This window comes from Paenibacillus sp. BSR1-1 (assembly GCF_030403775.1).
GTDB lineage: Bacteria > Bacillota > Bacilli > Bacillales > Cytobacillaceae > Neobacillus.
This window is the reverse complement of the sequence record NZ_JAQMWQ010000003.1, coordinates 334,924-355,425: the sequence shown is the minus strand read 5'-3', so window position 1 is coordinate 355,425 and position 20,502 is coordinate 334,924. Positions and strand designations below refer to the sequence as shown.

The window sequence follows — 20,502 nt, the reverse complement described above, 5'->3', positions numbered from 1 at the left end:
CGCCGGCTTCATTTTTATAGATTCTAAATTTAATTGATTGGTATCTTCACATCTACTATCGTTCCCCATCCGAGCTTACTTCGAATGGTAATTCCGTGTTTTTCTCCATAGGTTAATTGTAACCGCTTGTTCGTATTATAAAGACCGATATGATCAGAAGAGGAATAAGCTGACTCCAATTTTGAGCGAATATCCATTAATTTTTCCGCTCCAATTCCCGTACCATTGTCAATGACCGATACATTTAGGAATGATGCACTGTTTTTGATTCGCACCTTTATGGAAAGAGTTCTTTCCAATCCCGTCATGCCATGCTCGAGCGAATTTTCAATAAGGGGCTGCAGAAAGAGTTTTACGACATAATATTTTTCAACATCATTATCCCATTCCCATACACATGTAAATTGATCTTTGTGCCTGATCTTTTGAATTTCCACATAACTTTTCGTATGTTTAATTTCATCCTTTAATACCACTAAATCATCATTTGCATCTAAAGAAAAACGAAGGATATTTGCCAAATGATCGATCATATCATTAATTTCATTTGGTCTCTTCGTAAGACTAATAACCTTCCAATTAATCGTTTCCAGTGTATTAAATAAAAAATGAGGATTTAATTGTGATTGATGCATAGATAGTTCCAGTGCTTGCATTTTATACTTTCGTTCCGAAAGAAGAACTTTCATATAGGATTGCTCCATAAAGTTCGTCACGATTTTATGAATAATAAAGCTGTGAACATCCTTTATCACGGTTGGTAAATGTGGGAGAGGTTCACCTTTTTCTGCTTTATTTAAAATGGTGATAATAGAACGGATGTCGGCGAAATTTCTTTTCGTTAAGAAATAAGCTGAAATTCCCCCAACTATGATTGACAAGAATAGTAGAATTATCGTAACCATAATCAATTGATACGGGAGTTTATAAAGAGAACTCTTCGGAATAGATGAAAAAAACAACCAACTATATTTTTCAGATTCCAATTTAAAAACAATAGAAGCTTCGTTCTGAATTTTCAGGGTGTCGATTTCATTTTGTGTAGTAACCATTTTCTCAATCTCAGAAGAGGTTAAATGGACTGGATGGTTTTCAAAGAGAATCTGGTTAGTCATATCCATCACCAAAATATTTTGTCCTGGCATTTTATATAAACTATTTAGATAATCTTTCAAATAAGTTGTGTTTACATTCAAGACAATGTAACCAAGATCGCCATTTGCAAGAGTAAAACTTCGATATACGGAAATGACTTCTATTTTTTTAGCGGGAAAATTTTCTGGCTTCCGAACGATGGTTCTTTTCTTTGTCCATACTTTATCACTACTTTTCTCTTTAATTAAACTCTCGTACCAAGAAGTGTCTTCAAAAGTATTAAGGTCGACCACTCCGCCGGTGGTAGAGGTTAAAAAACGATTTTTGTCATTTTGTATGTAAATGTAAATGGAATCAACATATGGATGTGCTATAGCAGGGGAATCAATCGTATTTTTGATTGATGCCAGCTTTACATAATCCTCTTGGTCAAGCCATTCTTTTTCTAGCATGTTTTGCAGATCAATAAATTCAACTGCACTAGCGGCAATGGTTAAATTGATCGAATTCAATTCATCAAAGATCATTTCCACATTCATTTGAATTTGATTAAGCAGGTTCAGATTTTCCTGATTAATTTTTTCCTTTAAATTGAAATGAATTAAGGGTATCGCGATAGATCCTAGAATGAAGATAGGAATGAGCATTGGAATGAGAAGTTTGATTAAATTTTTAATATAAAAGGAGCGTTTAAGTGAGTCCATGTATCATGAGTCCTTAATTTATGAGTCTATATTCTTTCGGACTAATACCGAAATATTTACGGAAAGCTCTCGTGAAATTCTTGGCGTTGCTGTATCCGACCATTTCGCTGACCTCATATGCCTTATATTGCATCGTTTTCAATAAATTTGCTGCTTCTTCCATTTTTATTTGAAAGACAAAGTCAGAGAAATTTTCTTCAGTTTTTTGTTTAAAATACTTGCTTACATAATGGGGGTTCATAAAAACAATTTGTGCGGCATCTTCTAAGGTGGCGTTTTTATAATTGGTTTTTACATAATCTTTTATTTTTTGAATAATAGGGTCCTCATCTTTTACGTTTGCTGCAATTTCTGATAGGGGAGAGGAGGGATTTCTTAGATCGAGCTCTTTCTTGATTTGAGTAAACGCTTCAGTTAAATCCGAAAATTTAGTCGGTTTCAAAATATAATTCTTTACCCCATATTTAATGGCTGACTGGGCATAGTGAAATTCCTGAAAACCGCTTAGAAAAATAGTCATTACAGGTGAATTCTGCTGGTGAATTTCTTTTATCACCTCAATGCCAGTCATGATTGGCATTTGTATGTCACAGAGTAATACATCAGTATTGCCCTTCGAAATCAGCTCCAGTACCTCTTTACCATTTGATGCCTGTCCAATCACTTCGAAACCAATTTCTTCCCATGGGAAAAAGTTTACTAATCCATGCCGGATTTCATATTCATCATCAGCAATCACCAAATTATACATTCGTACACCTCCTGGCAAATTTTATAATATTCAAAATATACAATACTTTTAATGGTTCAACAAGAGGAATCCTTTTTTGCTTGTCAATTAATGATACGAAATGTCAATCCAAGTCCCTTTTTTTCATTTCAATACTTTGATTAAATAGTGTTAATCAAGTTAAACGGTAATGAAACAGCATGTGAAAAGACTGAATATTTTTAATATTATATCTTTGGAAGAGTGGTGAGCGGATGAGACCTTTGCTTGAAGTTGATAAGGTAAAAATTTCCTTTGAGTCGGACAAGGAAGAAGTGATTTCGGTTGAAGAGGTTAGTTTTTCTGTCAAACCGGGTGAAACTATCGGGATTGTGGGTGAATCTGGTTGCGGTAAAAGTGTTACTTCATTGTCGATTATGGGTCTGCTCGGTAAAAACGGAAAAGTAAAAAATGGACATATTTTTTTCGGTAATGAAGATCTGACACAGGTAACACAACAACGATTAAGAGAAATCAGGGGGAATGAAATTTCTATGATTTTTCAGGAACCTATGACCTCCCTAAATCCTGTATTCAGCATTGGCAATCAAATGATAGAGGGAATTAAGCTTCATCTGAAAATGAATAGTAAGGAAGCAAAGGAATATGCTGTGGAAATGTTAAAAAAGGTTGGTATTCCGAGGGCAAAGGAAATCATGAAGGAGTATCCGCATGCGTTATCGGGAGGGATGAGGCAGAGGGTGATGATCGCCATAGCCTTGGCTTGTAAACCGAAGCTTCTTATCGCGGATGAACCAACTACAGCACTGGACGTAACGATACAGGCACAAATTTTACATTTGATGAAAAACTTACAAAAGGATTCAGATACGGCTATCATGCTCATTACCCATGATCTTGGAGTTATTGCCGAGACTGCCGATCGAGTCATTGTCATGTACGCAGGGCAGGTCGTGGAGGAGGCTGATGTATTCACGCTTTTTAAGGAACCAAAGCATCCTTATACACAAGGGTTATTGGCGTCCATCCCTCATTTGGAATATGAAAATGAACAGCGGCTTGCCTCAATTCCTGGTTCAGTCCCAAGTTTGAAGAATATGCCGCAAGGCTGCAGATTCCATGCTAGATGTCCACATGCCACAAAGCGATGCCAGCAGGAACAGCCTGGACTTGAGCAAATTCAGGAAGGTCACAAAGTGAGATGCTGGTTAATCGAGGATGTTCAACCAGGTAAGATCACTGGAATGCCAAAGGAGGCATTAGTCAAATGACCATCACGATGGAAAAGGGAACAAATCCTCTATTAAGAGTAGAAAAATTAAAAACCTATTATCCTATTAAAAAAGGGATCCTTTCTAGAACGGTTGGACATGTTAAAGCAGTGGATGGGGTCGATTTTTTCATTCAATCCGGTGAAACACTTGGATTGGTAGGGGAATCTGGCTGTGGTAAATCAACCATTGGAAAAACACTTGTAAGGCTTGAAAATGCATCAGAGGGAAAAGTCTTCTTTCAGGAGCAGGAAATTACGAAAGCAAATAGTGAAACGATGAAAAGTATTCGCAGGGACCTGCAAATAATTTTTCAAGATCCATATTCTTCTTTGAATCCTAGGAAGCGAATCAAGGATCTATTAGAGGAGCCGATGAAAATTCATCGAGTAGTTGAGAAAGAAGACCTCCATAAACGAGTGGATGAACTTCTTGAATTGGTGGGATTACCTAAAAGCTATAAAAATCGTTATCCTCATGAATTTTCCGGCGGTCAAAGGCAGCGGATTGGAATTGCTAGAGCCTTATCTCTTAATCCAAAATTGATTATTTGTGATGAACCCGTTTCTGCTTTGGATGTTTCAATTCAGGCTCAAATCCTAAACCTTTTAAAGGATTTGCAAAAGGAATTTAACCTTACGTATTTATTTATTGCCCATGGATTAGGTGCCGTGAAATACATCAGTGATCGAATTGCCGTCATGTATTTAGGGAAAATCGTTGAAGTAGCGAAAACAGAAGAAATTTTTCGTAATCCAAAGCATCCTTATACTAAGGCATTATTAAGTTCCTATCCTATTCCGAACCCTGAACTAAGGTCGAAAGAAAGAATCATCATACCTGGCGATGTGCCGAGCCCAGCAAATCCGCCGAGCGGATGCAGTTTTCATACACGGTGCCCAATCGCAACCGCGATTTGCCGGGAGCAAAGTCCGGTTCTTAAAGGTATGGAACATAGTGTTGCATGCTTTGCCATTAATGAAGCGTAAGAAGATACGTTTTAGAAGGAGGGGGCAAATTTGGTTCCATATATAATTCGCAGGCTATTAATTGCAATTCCAGTCTTATTTGGGGTAACGATTGTCAACTTTATCATTATTAATATGGCGCCAGGGAACCCGGTTGATATGTATGTTGACCCCAACACTTCACAAGAGCTTCTCAATTTACGGAAAGAACAATTAGGCTTGAATGACCCTTTATGGGTTCAATTTTTTCATTGGCTGGGTAATCTGGTGCAGGGCAATTTGGGCTACTCGTTTTCTACCTATGAACCTGTTTCGAAAGTGATTTTAGAAAGGATTGGTCCTACTTTTCAATTAACGTTTCTTGCCCTTATCATAGGGTTAATTATTGCATTGCCAATCGGAATTATAAGTGCAGTAAAGCAATATAGCAAACTTGATTATTTGGCGACCGGTACTTCCTTTTTTGGGATCTCCATTCCGCATTTTTTCCTTGGCTTGGGTCTTATTTATATCTTCGCTGTACAATTACAATGGCTTCCTGCAGGAGGGATGTCGACCCTCGGGAGTGAAGATGATTTCTTCGATAAGATCAAGCATCTCATCCTACCGGTTATGGTTTTGGCGGTCGGAATTGCCGGACAATACGTCCGCTATGTCAGAGCAAGTCTTCTAGAGGTACTGGGACAGGATTATTTGCGGACTGCCAGGGCTAAGGGATTAAAAGAAATCGTCATAACCAATAAACATGCTTTAAAAAATGCACTCATTCCGATTATCACGATTATCGGTCTTGAAATTCCTTTTTTACTTGGAGGGGCGGTTATTACGGAACAGGTCTTTCAGTGGCCGGGAATGGGACAACTTACCATCCAATCCATCATGTCGAGGGATTATCCAACTCTGATGGCGCTCAATCTTTTAACAGCTTTTATGGTTTTATTTGCAAATCTATTTACGGACATTCTCTATTCGTTTGTGGATCCACGGATTAAATATAAGTAGGAGAGGAGGGATCGTTTATGCCGATGCTGGAAACTGGTATCAAAAATGAAGTGGAAATACCACCCATTTCTAATACAGAGCTGGGGAAGGAGGAAACACCTTTACAGCTTATCGTAAAACGCTTTATGAAGCATCGTTTAGCGGTGGCCGGGAGTATTTTTATGCTTTTCATTATCCTCGTTGCCATTTTTGCTCCTTTGATTGCACCAAAGGAACCCTTTCAGGTTTATGATGAATTTTCAGCGCCGCCATCCGCGGAGCACTGGTTAGGCACCGATCAAGTTGGACGGGATCTTTTTACCCGCTTAATCTATGCTTCCCGGGTATCGATGATAGTCGGCCTTGGTGCTGTTTTGATTTATAGTATCATAGGTACGATTGTCGGTGCGGTTTCAGGCTACTTTGGTGGATGGGTAGATATCGTGTTAATGCGCTTAACCGATGTCTTCATGTCATTTCCAAGCCTGATGTTAATCCTTGTAGTCGTCAGTATTCTCGGACCTAATTTGTTAAATATTATCTGGATATTGGGACTTCTCGGCTGGCCGTCAGTTGCCAGACTTGTCCGGGGCAGCGTTCTTTCGTTAAAGCATGTTGATTTTGTGAAATCTGGGGTGGTGCTTGGGTTAAGTACTCCAAGGATTTTATTTCAGCATATATTGCCGAATGCGATTGCACCTATTCTTGTCCAGGCAACGTTTGGAATAGCGGCTGCCATCATTGTAGAAGCATCGCTTAGTTTTCTGGGCATGGGGGTACAGCCGCCAACAGCGAGCTGGGGAAATATGCTGACTGATGCCCAATCCTTAACGGTATTAACCTCGCAGCCATGGCTTTGGGTTCCTCCAGGGATAATGATTGTTCTAGTTGTTTTAGCTATCAATTTTATCGGAGACGGGCTGCGTGATGCACTTGATCCGAAAACATTGAAATAGTTCTGTAGAATGCTAATCAAATATTTTATAAGGAAAAGAGGGACAGAGATGAGAATAGGGAAGGTAAAGTTTTTAACCATTTTTTCCATTGCTTTGCTGCTATTTTTAAGTGCATGTTCTGGTACAAATGAAACATCGTCTTCATCAAAGGACAAAGGAAAGGGGAATACAGCTGCAAGTTTGGGAGATACCATTGTGGTGGGGGTTTCAAACGCAATAGGTACACTTAATCCGATCAACGCCCGTGATTTAGGAGCTATGACTCTATCATCGATTCTATTCGACCCTTTCTTTGAACTAAACGAAAATATGGAATTCCAATTTAAGTTAGCAGAAAGCTTTGAAACAAAAGATAATCAAGCTTTTACAATTAAACTTAATTCAAAAGCAAATTGGACGGATGGGAAGCCTGTTACAACAGAGGATGTTAAATTCACCTTTGACACTTTAGCAAATCCTGCTGTTCAAAGCGTTGGCCTGAAAACTCTTAATATCATTGAAGGGTTAGATGATAATGGGCAGCTGCCTAAAGGGGAAAAAACGGTAAAAGGTATCGAAATCGTCGATGAGAAAACGTTTATCATTCATACAAAAAAACCGACTGACCCTAACTATATTAAAGGGAACTTAATCAACATCCGAACCATTCCGAGCCATATCCTAAAAGATAAAGATCCCGCAAAGCTTCATCAAGATCCATTTATGCTGAAACCGACTGTAACAGATGGTGCTTATACACTTGTAAATTTCAAAGGGGAAACACAGGTGGAATATAAAGCGAACCCTGATTATTACCGCGGGGCACCGAAGACCGAAAAGCTTTTCTTTAAAGTTGTGCCTCAAGCCAATATGACTGCACAGCTGCAAACGGGCGAAATTCATTTGAATTACCCATCCACTGGAGCCATTGCCATCCAAGATGTTGAAAAGGTGAAAAATATGGCGAATGTCGAGGCTGTAGACGGCAAAGGCTATGATTATCAAGAAATCTACATGAATACTAAAACATTTACTGATCCGAAGATGCGTCAAGCGATTGCCTATGCGATTAACCGACCTCAAATTGTTGACAAGCTGCTAAAAGGTAAGGCTGAGATCATAGATGGGCCGTATACAAAACTCCACCCTTATTTTGATAAAGATATTAAGAACTATGAATATGATCCGGAGAAGGCAAAGAAGCTTATTGAGGAATCAGGCTGGGATAAGAGTAAACCAATTCGCGTCAATGTTCCAATTGGCAACCAGGTTCGTGAACAATCAGCCGTTATTATAGCTGAGAATCTAAAAGCAGTCGGTTTAAATGTTCAAATCCAAAAGTTTGATTTCCCTACCCATATGCAAAAAGGGGCAAAACATGATTTTGATTTAATGTTCCTTGGAATACCTTATCAAGTGGATCCTGATGTAAGTGCCTTCTATGGAACAGGCGGACCTTATAACTTTGCGGGTTATAGCAATCCAGAGTTGGATGAATTGTTGAATAAAGGAAAATTAGAACCAAATCCTGAAAATCGCAGAGTCATTTACAATAAAGTTCAAGAAATTTTACATGAAGACGTGCCTACTATTTCCCTTTATTCCGATTACTTGATGGGAGCGGTATCTAAAAAGGTAAAAGTAGGTTTACCAAAACAATTTGGTATGTTCTATAATGTTCAAGATTGGGTAGTACAAAAATAATAGCATTAGGAAGAGACTACTTTCCTTAAGGAAGGTGGTCTCTTTTTTTAGTTTAACTATATTTAAAATGAAGTTGTCGAGTAACCTATCATCTTTGGTATTATATATAGAAGAAATATGTCAAACAATTTTTATGGCTAGGGGGAGCGGCAATGTCAAAGACGATTTTTACCAATGGAAAAATCTATACGCTTGATTCGAATTTGCCATTAGTAGAAGCAGTTGTAGTTGAGAATGGCAGAATTATTGATTTAGGAAACCATCGCGATATGGTTCTTCAATGGGGAAACGAAGATGCTGATATCATTGATTTACAGGGCAGAACGGTTACACCTGGTCTGATTGACAGCCATTTGCATCTTTCAGGTGTTGCTTTTAATCTTTTAGACCTCAATTTAACAGGAGTGAAGTCCAAAAGCGAAATGCTTAGGAAAATTGAGGAACGGGCGAAAACCATTCCTCCAGGGACCTGGCTTGTTGGTATGGGCTGGGATGAGAATCTTTTCACTGAGGGCACCATTCCGACCATCGAGGAGCTGGATTATGTTGCGCCGCATTGTCCCATTTACCTAAAGCGAATATGCACCCATGCATTTTTGGTGAATAGCAAGGCCTTAGAAAGGAGCGGGTACCATCCATCTGTTGAAGTGCCGGTCGGTGGAACCGTAGTCATGGATCCAGTTTCGAAAAAGCCGACTGGACTTTTGCTGGAATCTGCTTCAAAGCTCGTGACGAAAAACATTCCGGATAAAACATACGAAGAATTAAAAAGTGGATTGCGGAATGCCATGAATTTTGCCATTTCGATGGGGTTAACAAGTGTACATACCAATGACCCTGCTTATTTAGGAGGGCTTGATCAAACATATCGATTGTATGATGAATTACTGAATCAGGAGCAGGTTGGTTTACGGTGTAATCTCCTCATTGATTATCCTTTTCTTAAACGATTGAAAGAAAGAGAAATGCATGCTGGTTTTGGTAATGAGAGGCTTCAAATAGGGACAATCAAAATTTTTGCTGATGGGGCCTTCGGCCGGAGAACAGCACTGCTTTCTGAACCGTATCATGACGCTCCAAGCGAATTTGGGGATGCGATGCTTGATCAGGATGCCCTATATGAGATTGTTAAGGAGGCTCGTGACTTTTCCATGCCTATTGCCGTACACACCATTGGAGATAAAGCGCTGGAAAATGTTTTAGACATACTCGACCAATTTCCGACAGTGGACCATCGTGACCGCATCATTCATACCTCTCTGGTTCGTCCGGATTTAGTCCAGAGATTAGCGGACAGGAGTCGAATTGCTGACATCCAGCCAAGATTTGTCGTAGGGGACTATCCATGGGTACGAGAAAGAGTAGGGGATGTAAGGGAACAATATTTGTATGCATGGAAAACGTTACTGAATGCAGGAGTTTTATGTGCTGGAGGATCAGATGCTCCAGTAGAGCCTGTTGACCCATTGCTTGGTATCCATGCAGCCGTAACCCGCAGAGCCCCAGGAGAAACCCATCAAGGCTGGAATGAGAAAGAAATATTATCTGTATTGGAAGCAATTAAATTGTTTACAATCGGCGGAGCCTACGCCACCAACGAAGAACATATAAAAGGAACCATCACACGCGGCAAACTAGCCGACATGACCGTCTATTCCAAAAACCTAATGACAATGGAAAACCCAGATGAGCTCCTCACAACTGAGATTGAAATGACCATCATCAACGGCGAAATAAAACACCAAAAATAATGGTGTCAGGCACCGTTCGTGGACATTTGTTCTCCTTGGGAGGACAAATGTCTTTCCAAAAATGTAAGCGCTTTATAAATTGTCTAAATATAAAAAATAGTCAAAAAATATTGACAGAGCATTTTTTCGGTGGTACCCTAATAAAAAATTAATCTTAAATCAATGACGAGAAGAGTAGGATTGCTCCATGTTTCCTAGAGAGTCGACGTTTGGTGGGAGTCGATAGCAGGGCCTTCTGAAGATCATCTCCGAGATGTATAGCTGAACGGAATCAGTAAGCTATACCGGTAAATTCCGCCGTTATATCGGAATGCGTACAAGTACGAAGAGCTAAGTGATAAGTGCTGTACGTCTATCGAGAGCCGCAACGAAAGATTTGCTGCGGAAGTAGGGTGGTAACGCGAGAACAACTCGTCCCTATCCATATGGGACGGGTTTTTTGTTGTTTATAAACCATCATCAAATAAGAAAAGATTGATGTTTGAATATGAGGAGGAACCGAGAAAATGAGTCAACAAGTAGAGAAAAAAACGCTGAATGTAGAAGATATCATCATTGCAAGTCACACGATTAGGGATGTGATTTCGCCAACTCCTCTGCAATTTAACCATTTATTATCTGAACGGTATGGCTGTAATGTATATTTAAAACGGGAAGACATGCAAAGTGTCCGTTCCTTTAAAATTCGCGGGGCCTATAATCGGATTAAAAAGTTAAGCTCTGAAGAAATGCAAAACGGAATTATCTGCGCAAGTGCAGGCAACCATGCCCAAGGAGTGGCTTACTCTTGTCATCTATTAAAAATTAACGGCAAAATTTTCATGCCAACCACAACCCCTAAACAAAAGGTAAACTCAGTGAAATTCTGGGGCAAGGATAGTGTTGAAATTGTATTAGTTGGAGATACCTTTGATGATGCTTCTGAAAAGGCGCTGGAATGCAGCCGTGCTGAAAACCGAACCTTCATTCATCCTTTTGATGACTTTGACGTCATCGCGGGTCAAGGTACGGTGGCGGTTGAACTTCTTAATGATTGTCCAGAAAAAGTCGATTATCTATTCGGTGCAATCGGCGGCGGCGGACTTATGGCGGGTGTAGGAACATATTTAAAGCACATCTCTCCTGAGACCCATTTAATTGGTGTCGAGCCTGAAGGAGCACCTGGAATGAAGGAATCAATCGTAAAAGGTGAAGTTACGTCACTTGAAAAAATTGATCCATTTGTTGATGGTGCAGCGGTTAAAACAGTGGGAACTAAGACCTTCAACATTTGTAAAGAAATTGTTGATGATATCATCGTTGTTCCTGAAGGAAAGGTATGTTCGACCCTATTAACTCTTTATAACGAAAATGCAATTGTCGTCGAGCCAACTGGAGCACTTTCCGTTGCGGCCTTAGATACATACGCAGATGAAATTAAAGGCAAAACGGTTGTTTGTATCGTCAGCGGCGGGAACAATGATATCGGAAGAATGCAGGAAATTAAAGAGCGTTCGAAGCTTTTTGAAGGCCTGCAGCATTATTTTATTGTTCAGTTCCCGCAGCGGCCAGGTGCATTACGTGAATTCCTATTAGACGTCCTCGGTCCAAATGATGATATTAGCCATTTCGAATATACGAAAAAGAATAATCGTGAAACCGGCCCGGCTCTGGTTGGAATTGAGTTAAAGGATAAAGACGATTACTATCCATTAATAGACCGGATCAAAACAAAGGGATTCGTTTATCGGGAAGTCAACAAAGATAGCACCTTGTTTCAAATGCTAGTGTAGCGATAATCCTGCCAAAAGTGGTTCAGTCTAGCCTGAACCACTTTTGGCGTTTATCTATATTTCTAAAGCAAAAATTTTTATTGGTGTCAGGCACCTATAATTTTTATATAATATCCCTTAACAAATGACCCATTTGAGGTATAATATTATCTGTGAATGAGTAGAGCATAAATAATTAATAGGTTTACCAGTATTATTTATGATTATAATGAAATGTAGATTCAAAGAGGAAAGAGAGTGTTCATATGGGTCGTAAATGGAACAATATTAAAGAAAAGAAAGCATCAAAGGACGCAAATACAAGTCGTATTTATGCAAAGTTTGGTGTTGAAATTTATGTAGCAGCAAAACAAGGTGAACCAAATCCAGAATCCAACCAAGCTTTACGATTTGTCCTTGAACGTGCCAAAACATACAATGTACCAAAACATATTATTGACCGTGCCATTGATAAAGCAAAAGGCGGTTCAGAGGAAAGCTATACTGAACTTCGTTACGAAGGCTTTGGTCCAAACGGTTCCATGGTGATTGTCGATGCATTAACAAATAACGTGAACCGTACCGCTTCAGACGTTCGTGCGGCATTCGGTAAAAACGGCGGCAACATGGGTGTCAGCGGTTCTGTAGCCTATATGTTTGATGCGACTGCTGTTATTGGTGTGGAAGGTAAGACAGAAGAAGAAGTACTAGAGCTACTAATGGAAGCTGATTTAGATGTGCGCGACATCATCGAAGAAGAAGATCAAGTCATCGTTTATGCTGAGCCTGATCAGTTCCATGCGGTTCAAGAAGCATTCAGAAATGCAGGAATCACTGATTTTACGGTTGCTGAATTGACTATGCTGGCACAAAACGACGTTACTCTGCCAGAGGACGGACAATCGAAGTTTGAAAAAATGATCGATGCTTTAGAAGATTTAGATGATGTGCAGCAAGTGTATCACAATGTTGATTTAGGCGAATAAGCTTTAATTGCAGACCCTATTGATGGGTCTGTTTTTTAATTCCATTTATTTTCCTCGCTAGTGCCCATGAGTGGGTAAAATCGAAGAGGTCGGGCACTCTGAGTGGCTCACAGTGCCCGTGAGATGGAAAAACGAGAGGGAGCAGGCACTCTGAGTGGCTCACAGTGCCCGTGAGATGGAAAAACGAGAGGGAGCAGGCACTCTGAGTGGCTCACAGTGCCCATGAGTGGGAAAAACAAGAGGGTGCAGGCACTCTGAATGGCTTACAGTGCCCGTGAGATGGAAAAACGAGAGGGAGCAGGCACTCTGAGTGGTTCACAGTGCCCGTGATAGGGATAAACTGACGAGCTTGGGCACTCTGTTTGGTTCTGGTAGAATTGGTATTATAGAATTAAAGAATGCTGGAGGGATATTTTTGACAGATAAGAAGGATTTATATCTTCTCAGGCACCACAAACCTGGCGATTTGAGAATGGTCATCCATAAACATGGCGACCTTTATGCGGAAGAATACAGCTGGAATGAACAGTTGAAGCACTTGTGGCACAAATAGCTGCTGATTTTATCAAGAATCTAAATCCAGATAAAAAACACTGCTGGATTGCCGAAATGGACGGAGAAGTGGTTGGATCCGATTTTGTCGTGGATGGCGGCAATTCCATCGCCAAGATAAGGTTACTTTTAGTAGATCCAAAGGCCAGAGGGTTGGGTCTCGGTACCCGGCTTGTAAACTATTTTCCCGCATTTACTATTTAATTTTTAAACTTTACGACAAATACTGGATATTAATTGGAAATCCCTTCGAACCATCAAAACTTATGACCTATTTTTAGCAACATACGACCTATTTTCCCGCATTTACTACTTAATTTTTAAACTTTACGACAAATACTGGATATTAATTGGAAATCCCTTCGAACCATCAAAACTTATGACCTACTTTTAGCAACATACGACCTATTTTCCCACATTTACTACTTAATTTTTAAATTTTACGACGTTTACTGGATATTAACTGGAAATCCCTTCGAACCATCAAAACTTATGACCTATTTTTAGCAACATACGACCAATTATCCCGTAATTACTACATATTTTATAAAATTAACGACATTTCCTGGATTTTTCCTGGAAATTCAACATTAATATCCAATACCAAGCCTACAACTTATACAACCAAAAAAAAGAACGCTTCGGATTGAAATTCCAAGCGTTCCTTTTATTACTACCCTAATTGATTTACAACAAAATCGCCGATTTCATCGATTGATTGCTGGCCTTCAGGAATTTGGAAGGTTTGGAAGACATGCCACATATCATCCCAAACCTTAAAGTTGACTTCAACTCCCGCTGCACGGGCACGGTCAACAAGGCGGGCCGAATCGCTTAAAAGGATTTCATCATTGCCGACATGCACAAGCATTGGCGGCAAACCTGATAAATCAGCATAAATTGGTGAAACAATCGGATGACGACGATCCAAATCACCGATATATAAAGCCGGGACAACACGAGAAGAATCAGGAGATAGCCAAGGGTCAACTGCTGCACGAGTTTCCATTGATTCCCCCGTACCTTCCAAATCCGTCCAAGGAGACAGAAGAACAGCCAAGGCAGGCAATTTATCTCCTTCGGCCTTTAACGTTAACAGCGTTGATAAGGTTAGACCGCCGCCAGCTGAATCTCCGCCAATGACGATTTGTTCAGGAGAAATACCCGAAGAAATTAAAGAGCGATACACTTTAACCGCATCTTCAACCGCTGCAGGGAAAGGATTTTCTGGTGCAAGACGATATTCAGGGACTAAAACACGAGCAGTAGTAGATCTTGAAAGCTTAGAAGCTAAAAACCGATGAGTGTTACAGCTTCCCATAATGTAGGCGCCGCCATGAAGGTAAAGGAATACACGATCAACAACCGCATTTGGAGCCACTACCCATTCTGCTGGAATTCCTTCGATTTCTGTTTTTTCTACGCTAATATCGGATGCAACCGGAGTTAAACCAGATAAAGCCTCTAATCCATTCCGAGCTGCTTCTAGATTAAATTCTGCCGATTGGTTGGACGAAAAAGACTTTAAATACTGCCGAACTAACAAACTTTCTTGACTTGCCATTTCCTAATAACCCCTTTCAAAAGGTATGTAAGTGTTTACATATATGTATTTCTCCATCATTCTTGAAAATCCTCCATTATTTATTAAGGCTCTTTTCGTAAACTTTGTTGCACTTTTAGAACTTATTAAAGGTCATTTACAAAGTTTCTAGGCAATTTTCGCAAATGTTCTAGCGAAAAGATGCCACGAAGAATATTGTTATACGTGTTGATGAACCTATACGAAAAACAACAATCTTTGCGAAAATAGCCTTTAACACCAATGAAAAAAGAACCTACAGATTAAAGATGTAGATTCCTTTTTTGAGATAAAATTTATCTTGGTGTTATCGGCTTAACAGAAATCGCAGGGGTTGTTGTAGTAATAATACAGCCATCCAACTGATCCCCTTTTAAAAATCCTAGATTAAGGGCAGCTTTGATTTTTACATCATCCGGTTTTTTCACGACTTGGATGAGGTCATTCATCTTTAATTCTTCTAATCTTTTAATTGTTTCCACTTCATGATATTTTTCCGTTTTCCGAATTTGCCTTTGCAGCTTATAGCCGCTGATAGTGATCTCGCCTTTATTGTCAATGCCAACTAAATGATTAAAATAACTTTGAAAAGCATCTTTTAATGCATTCATTTCGAGCTCGATTTCTTTTTTCTGTTTATTTAGTTCGTAATACCTGACTAACATCTCACCTGTAATCAAGGATTGTTTAACCAAAATCCTCGCCTCCCTACGAACGTATATTCTATTTTATGTTCAGATCTGAAGGATATGACATTTTTAGGAAGGTGAATATTTTTTTTTAAATTTCTCTTATTGGTTTTTCGATTCCACCATATTTTCCGCCGCATCATTTGCTGCTTTTGCAGGTTCAGCAAGGGTATTTGCTGTGATGTGCTCGGTCGTGTTTATTGAATCATCTTTCGCTGCTAGGCTGTAAGTATGCAAACTATTAATTTGGTCTGCAGCCTCAAGATGTTCTTCTTCGTGAGCTTGTTTGCTGTCGGTCATATTGTCATCTCCATTTTCATTGGTATAGGTTTCATTTAATAACATCCCCATTCCAAAGGAATATATAGGTATTTTATCCTATTGTTGTCGTAATGATTTATGTCCATTTTTTACTATGCGCATAGGAATAATTGTACAGCTTTTACAATAATATGGATTTAGGAATTACCGATTATTTTGCAATTCTAAGAACCTATAAGAATCGAGGTGGCGGCTTGAAAAAGATTTTTGGATTTGCCATTTTTTTTATTCTTTTGATTGGTATAATGAGCGCTTGCGGCAAAGATGACAGCGATAGCGCAAAGGAACCAGCGAAAGAACCTGCAAAACAGGAAGAGAGTAAACCGGCGACTGCTTTAGCGGGGGATGAAGTATTTCAAAAAAGCTGTATAACCTGCCATAGTTCTGGCAACATTACAGGTGGTCAAAAAGTACTCGATGCGAACAGAATCCATACAGATTTTAAAACGAAGGAAGATTTACAAGCTTTCATTTCAAAGAATATGCCAAAATCAGCCCCAGCTTCATTATCGAAAGAAGAATATGATGCTGTAGTAAGTTACTTATGGGATCAAAAATAATGAATACTTAAGTTGTGGTATAGTCCGAACAAGGTTCGGACTATTTTGATTTATTATACAATATCAATTTGATATACTATCAAATGGAAGGCTAGCTTTTTAAGGGGGGAATAGGGGATGGAACAATCCATATCGAAGGGTATAACCCGTTTAGAATTTTATCAACCTGAGAATTTAACCTTGTTTGCAAATTATTATTTGTCTCAGGAACAGTCCAGATTCACTGCACATCCAATAGATGCCATTCACGCATGTGAAAATGAAGAAGAGCGTGTTCCCATATTGATTCTTTATGAAGATAAGCTTGCAGGTTTTTTCGTCCTCCATGGCTGGAATGGGGTGAAGGATTATTCTGATAATAAGCAGGCTCTGCTTTTGAGAGCTTATTCAGTGGATTCATCCTTTCAAGGTAAAGGAATTGCTCAGAGTTCTTTAGAATTATTGCCTGCATTCGTGAAAGAGCATTTTCCAGGAAAAAATGAAATTATCCTTGCTGTTAACCAAATAAATACCATTGCTCAGCATGTCTATAAAAAATGCGGCTTTATTGATGAAGGAATTCGAGCTATGGGCCGGCAGGGACCGATGTACATTTTACATATGAAATTATAGTAATCAACCCCTTAACCATTATGGAAAAGGGGTTTTGGCATTATTTTGATAACATTTCATCCAAGTATTTAATAATCGCTTCCCGGTTGCCGGTAATAGCAGCTTCTCTAGCTTGGTCCTTTTTAAATTTATCAAGAGATTTTGTTAATACTTTTTGTTCGATTGTTTGAGGGATAACAACGACACCATCGGCATCGCCAACGATGATATCTCCTGGATTGACTGCAGTACCGCCGCATGAAATTGGAACATTAATTTCCCCAACTCCAGCTTTTCCACTTGCAGCAACGGCAGTTCCTTTAGAGAAGACAGGAAAGTTCAATTGTTGGATTCCAACGATGTCACGTATCACACCGTCCACAACGATTCCGCTAATACCAAGAGTTTGTGCCATACCAACGACAAAATCTCCCGCAATCGCCCGATATTGATCTCCTTTTGCATCTACAACCAAAATATCGCCAGGCTTAGCTTCCCGGATTGCCTTTAGGACGGCCAGGTTGTCGCCAACAGGAATTTTAACCGTGAGGGCTCGTCCAGCCAGCTTATATTCTTCCTTAAGCGGTTTAATTGAAGGGTGAAGGTTGTTTAATCCCTCCATAGCATCTGAAATGCACGTTGTGGGAATATTCCGAAATTTATTGACCAACTGATCCATCCAAATTCTCCTCTCCATTTTCCAATCCTTTATCCATTATAAGGGATTTTAATTGGGAGGAAAATAAAAAAAGAAAGTGGCGTAACCACTTTCCAAAGAAGGAAAACTTTTATGGGTAATACATCTTATGAACAAGCATGGACTTGCATGTAGTGAACATGTCCATTTTTAAAAAATTTTTAACAAATTTTTTGTATAAGATCAATGCTGTTATTTTTAGGAGAATTAACTTGTGAGGAAACCTCATAAGCCTCCATAAGATTTTGATCAAACGGCACTAGGAATTGTTTTAAAAAGTTTGCATCGGAAATAGTGGGATTGATCCAGGTATTTTCATCCTCAGGCTTTAAAATTACCGGCATCCGATCATGAATATCTGCCATTAAATCATTGGGAGTCGTGGTTATAACCGAGCAGGAGAAAATAGCTTTACCCTCTGGTGATTTCCATTGCTCCCAAAGGCCTGCCATCGCGAACAATTCCTCAGTTTTAAGTTTAATCCGCATCGGGGTCTTCGTTTTATCTTCATGACGCTTCCATTCATAAAAGCTATCGGCGAGGATTAAACAGCGTTTCTTCTTAAAAGCATTTTTGAAACTTGGCTTTTCAGCTAAGGTTTCAGCTCGAGCATTAATCATTTTATTGGCAATGGACATGTCTTTTGCCCAGGGTGGAATCAACCCCCATTTTAAAAAGCCCATTCGGTTTGAAGTTCCATCATTAATGACCGCCAAGACGGACTGGGAGGGGGCAATATTATAGCTGGGCGAAAATAATTCTTCTTCTAAAAAAGAATCGATCAAAAACCTTTCAATAATTTCCTCGACACTCGTTGTTAATGTGAACCGGCCGCACATACTCATCCCCCCATAACTAATTACAATTATTTTACCTAAATAAGGGTGCTTTTTTCAAAATTTATATAGTACTAGGAATATTTAACCTATTAATTTTCTGAAAATTTTGGTAAAATTATTTAGAAATACTAAATAATTGAATTTGTTTTAAGGCAGTAGAAAATTTGTAATAAAAGAAAGGGTATTGTCATTGTGAAGGACACGTATCAAAGGCAGTTAGATAGTAATAATCATTTAAGCCAACTAGCATCTGTAGGACAAATTGCTGCTGGTATTGCACATGAAGTTCGAAATCCGCTAACGGCAGTAAAGGGTTTTTTACAACTCCTTGAACATGAGAACAAATCAGATTATGTCAATATTGCACAAACAGAATTGGATAATGCTTTAACAACTTTAAATAATCTTCTTCAAGTTTCTAAGCCGGATCAGGAAGAAGAAGAGAAGCAATCTTTTCACCTTGCAGTAGAGCTTGAGTCCATCCTTAATTTATTTCAAGACAAATTATACCATATTCAGGTAGTCACTCAATTTAAAGACACGGACTATACGATTTATGGGAAGAAAAATCAATTTAAAAAAGCTTTCTTCAATCTGATAAAAAATGCCATTGAATCAATTGAAGGGAATGGAAAGTTAACGATTAGTCATTTTGCAGCTCATGATGAACTGATAGTCAGTATTAAAGATACCGGAGTTGGAATCCCAACAGAAAAATTGTCTTTACTTGGTACTCCTTTTTATACCACAAAGGATCACGGAACAGGTATGGGATTAACTCAAGTGTTTTCTGTGGTCTATCAGCATGGGGGGAAAATCCATATTGACAGCGAGGAAAAAAAGGGGACAACCTTTACAATTCGATTGCCCAAACAATTTAACTTACAAAAAAGAGGTGTGAAAAGGTTGGAGCTTGATGTGGTAGAAAGTAGTACGTTAAAGGATTTTTTTGTCGCTAATCGAGCAAAATTTGAAAATTGTTTATTAAATGAAGCAATTAATGTGAGAGATAAAATTGAAGAAATACATACATTGGGCAATATCAATCTTTTAAAAAATGCACACAAACTAGCCATGTTTGTTGTAGAAGGAAGAGAGCATGAATTAATCTCCTTTGCCAAACAGGAAGGTGTGGCATGGGCAAGGTATTCTTTAACAATTGCCTTTAAGCTTGAGTGGGTTCAAGCCATTCGCAGAACATTATGGGATTTTCTTTATAATTACAAAGCAAGCACGAATTCTATGTCGGATTTAGAAGAATTCTTCACACTTGAAAAAAATATTAATCAAATGATCGATCAGTTTCTAAACTATTTTTTCATCAGTTATACCAAATATAAGGATGAACTGCTAGAATCCCAAAGAAAATTAGTAGAAAATCTTTCTGTTCCGATTATACCAATCTCTTCTAATATTTGCATTTTACCGCTCATCGGGCAGATTGATAGCTACCGTGTTTCAACAATTGAAGACAAAGCTATTTCAGAGATAGGAAATTCACATATCCAAACACTCATCATTGACTTTTCGGGTGTTGCTCAGATGGAATCCGAAGTCGCTCGTTCATTAATGAATCTTATTAATGGCATAGCCATGATGGGGTGTAAAACAGTTGTAACGGGGTTACGTGGAGAAATAGTTAAGATATTGATTCATTTGGGTATAAATTTGGACCAGGTAGCGGATTTCAAAGGGACACTGCAATTCGCTTTGAAAGATTATTTAGCAGGGAACCATGCCTAAAAAAATATGAAAAAGGAGATCCCATTTGAAATATTAGGGGTCTCCTTTTGAT

At 39.0% G+C, this 20,502-nt stretch carries 20 protein-coding genes and 1 other annotated feature; of the genes, 13 read left to right on the top strand and 7 right to left on the bottom strand.

What is annotated here, in order from left to right; genetic code table 11:
- Window positions 1-29: 29 nt before the first annotated feature.
- Together PH210_RS07440 and PH210_RS07435 are read right to left on the bottom strand one after the other, a co-directional pair.
- Entirely contained in the window at window positions 30-1,799 is a 1,770-nt protein-coding gene (locus tag PH210_RS07440; protein WP_289984303.1) for a sensor histidine kinase, read from the bottom strand.
- 13 nt (window positions 1,800-1,812) lie between these two features.
- Complete coding sequence (locus PH210_RS07435) at window positions 1,813-2,550, bottom strand: response regulator transcription factor (protein ID WP_289984302.1); 738 nt, start codon at window positions 2,548-2,550, stop codon at window positions 1,813-1,815.
- Window positions 2,551-2,783: 233 nt separating this feature from the next.
- Between PH210_RS07435 and PH210_RS07430 the strand changes: the two genes are divergently transcribed.
- The 10 genes from PH210_RS07430 (at window position 2,784) to PH210_RS07385 (ending at window position 13,632) form a co-directional block, all read left to right on the top strand.
- On the top strand, window positions 2,784-3,800 hold the full coding sequence (locus PH210_RS07430) for an ABC transporter ATP-binding protein (protein WP_289984300.1): 1,017 nt from the start codon (window positions 2,784-2,786) through the stop codon (window positions 3,798-3,800).
- A complete protein-coding gene (locus PH210_RS07425) occupies window positions 3,797-4,789 on the top strand; it encodes an ABC transporter ATP-binding protein (RefSeq protein WP_289984298.1) in 993 nt (330 codons plus the stop codon). Before PH210_RS07430 ends, PH210_RS07425 begins: the two co-directional genes overlap by 4 nt.
- Before the next feature lie 30 nt (window positions 4,790-4,819).
- Window positions 4,820-5,770: an ABC transporter permease gene (locus tag PH210_RS07420; RefSeq protein WP_289984296.1), complete on the top strand. Its 951-nt coding sequence runs from the start codon at window positions 4,820-4,822 to the stop codon at window positions 5,768-5,770.
- A 17-nt stretch (window positions 5,771-5,787) separates the two neighbouring features.
- Window positions 5,788-6,705: an oligopeptide ABC transporter permease gene (gene opp4C / locus PH210_RS07415; protein ID WP_289984293.1), complete on the top strand. Its 918-nt coding sequence runs from the start codon at window positions 5,788-5,790 to the stop codon at window positions 6,703-6,705.
- Window positions 6,706-6,753: 48 nt separating this feature from the next.
- Window positions 6,754-8,388 (top strand): ABC transporter substrate-binding protein, encoded by a 1,635-nt coding sequence (locus PH210_RS07410; protein ID WP_289984291.1) that lies wholly within the window; start codon window positions 6,754-6,756, stop codon window positions 8,386-8,388.
- Between the two features lie 152 nt (window positions 8,389-8,540).
- A complete protein-coding gene (locus PH210_RS07405) occupies window positions 8,541-10,139 on the top strand; it encodes an amidohydrolase (RefSeq protein WP_289984289.1) in 1,599 nt (532 codons plus the stop codon).
- Between the two features lie 153 nt (window positions 10,140-10,292).
- Window positions 10,293-10,561 (top strand) — a binding site (T-box leader).
- Window positions 10,562-10,645: 84 nt separating this feature from the next.
- Window positions 10,646-11,911: a threonine ammonia-lyase IlvA gene (gene ilvA, locus PH210_RS07400; RefSeq protein ID WP_289984287.1), complete on the top strand. Its 1,266-nt coding sequence runs from the start codon at window positions 10,646-10,648 to the stop codon at window positions 11,909-11,911.
- Between the two features lie 245 nt (window positions 11,912-12,156).
- Window positions 12,157-12,876 (top strand): YebC/PmpR family DNA-binding transcriptional regulator, encoded by a 720-nt coding sequence (locus PH210_RS07395; protein ID WP_289984285.1) that lies wholly within the window; start codon window positions 12,157-12,159, stop codon window positions 12,874-12,876.
- 415 nt (window positions 12,877-13,291) lie between these two features.
- A complete protein-coding gene (locus PH210_RS07390) occupies window positions 13,292-13,429 on the top strand; it encodes a hypothetical protein (RefSeq protein WP_289984283.1) in 138 nt (45 codons plus the stop codon).
- On the top strand, window positions 13,417-13,632 hold the full coding sequence (locus tag PH210_RS07385) for a GNAT family N-acetyltransferase (RefSeq protein ID WP_289984282.1): 216 nt from the start codon (window positions 13,417-13,419) through the stop codon (window positions 13,630-13,632). The genes PH210_RS07390 and PH210_RS07385 overlap by 13 nt, the downstream gene beginning before the upstream one ends.
- Before the next feature lie 469 nt (window positions 13,633-14,101).
- On the opposite strand, the gene PH210_RS07380 is transcribed toward PH210_RS07385, so the two are convergent.
- The 3 genes from PH210_RS07380 to PH210_RS07370 all read right to left on the bottom strand — a co-directional run bounded on the left by PH210_RS07380 (window position 14,102) and on the right by PH210_RS07370 (window position 15,999).
- Window positions 14,102-14,992, bottom strand: coding sequence for an alpha/beta hydrolase (locus tag PH210_RS07380; RefSeq protein WP_289984281.1), 891 nt, complete (start codon window positions 14,990-14,992; stop codon window positions 14,102-14,104).
- A gap of 314 nt (window positions 14,993-15,306) precedes the next feature.
- Window positions 15,307-15,705 (bottom strand): hypothetical protein, encoded by a 399-nt coding sequence (locus tag PH210_RS07375; RefSeq protein WP_289984280.1) that lies wholly within the window; start codon window positions 15,703-15,705, stop codon window positions 15,307-15,309.
- A 96-nt stretch (window positions 15,706-15,801) separates the two neighbouring features.
- A complete protein-coding gene (locus PH210_RS07370; protein WP_289984279.1) occupies window positions 15,802-15,999 on the bottom strand; it encodes a hypothetical protein in 198 nt (65 codons plus the stop codon).
- A gap of 215 nt (window positions 16,000-16,214) precedes the next feature.
- Here PH210_RS07370 and PH210_RS07365 point away from each other — a divergent pair, with 215 nt between their 5' ends.
- Together PH210_RS07365 and PH210_RS07360 are read left to right on the top strand one after the other, a co-directional pair.
- Window positions 16,215-16,580, top strand: coding sequence for a c-type cytochrome (locus tag PH210_RS07365; protein WP_289984278.1), 366 nt, complete (start codon window positions 16,215-16,217; stop codon window positions 16,578-16,580).
- 117 nt (window positions 16,581-16,697) lie between these two features.
- The gene (locus tag PH210_RS07360) at window positions 16,698-17,192 is read left to right on the top strand and encodes a GNAT family N-acetyltransferase (protein ID WP_289984277.1); all 495 of its coding nucleotides are present in this window, start codon (window positions 16,698-16,700) and stop codon (window positions 17,190-17,192) included.
- A gap of 40 nt (window positions 17,193-17,232) precedes the next feature.
- Here PH210_RS07360 and PH210_RS07355 read toward each other — a convergent pair whose 3' ends face one another.
- Together PH210_RS07355 and PH210_RS07350 are read right to left on the bottom strand one after the other, a co-directional pair.
- Window positions 17,233-17,850 (bottom strand): RraA family protein, encoded by a 618-nt coding sequence (locus PH210_RS07355; protein WP_289984276.1) that lies wholly within the window; start codon window positions 17,848-17,850, stop codon window positions 17,233-17,235.
- A gap of 179 nt (window positions 17,851-18,029) precedes the next feature.
- A complete protein-coding gene (locus tag PH210_RS07350; protein WP_289984275.1) occupies window positions 18,030-18,707 on the bottom strand; it encodes an SOS response-associated peptidase in 678 nt (225 codons plus the stop codon).
- Between the two features lie 192 nt (window positions 18,708-18,899).
- Between PH210_RS07350 and PH210_RS07345 the strand changes: the two genes are divergently transcribed.
- Window positions 18,900-20,450, top strand: a complete 1,551-nt coding sequence (locus tag PH210_RS07345) for an ATP-binding protein (RefSeq protein WP_289984274.1) — start codon at window positions 18,900-18,902, stop codon at window positions 20,448-20,450.
- The last annotated feature ends 52 nt before the right edge of the window (window positions 20,451-20,502 follow it).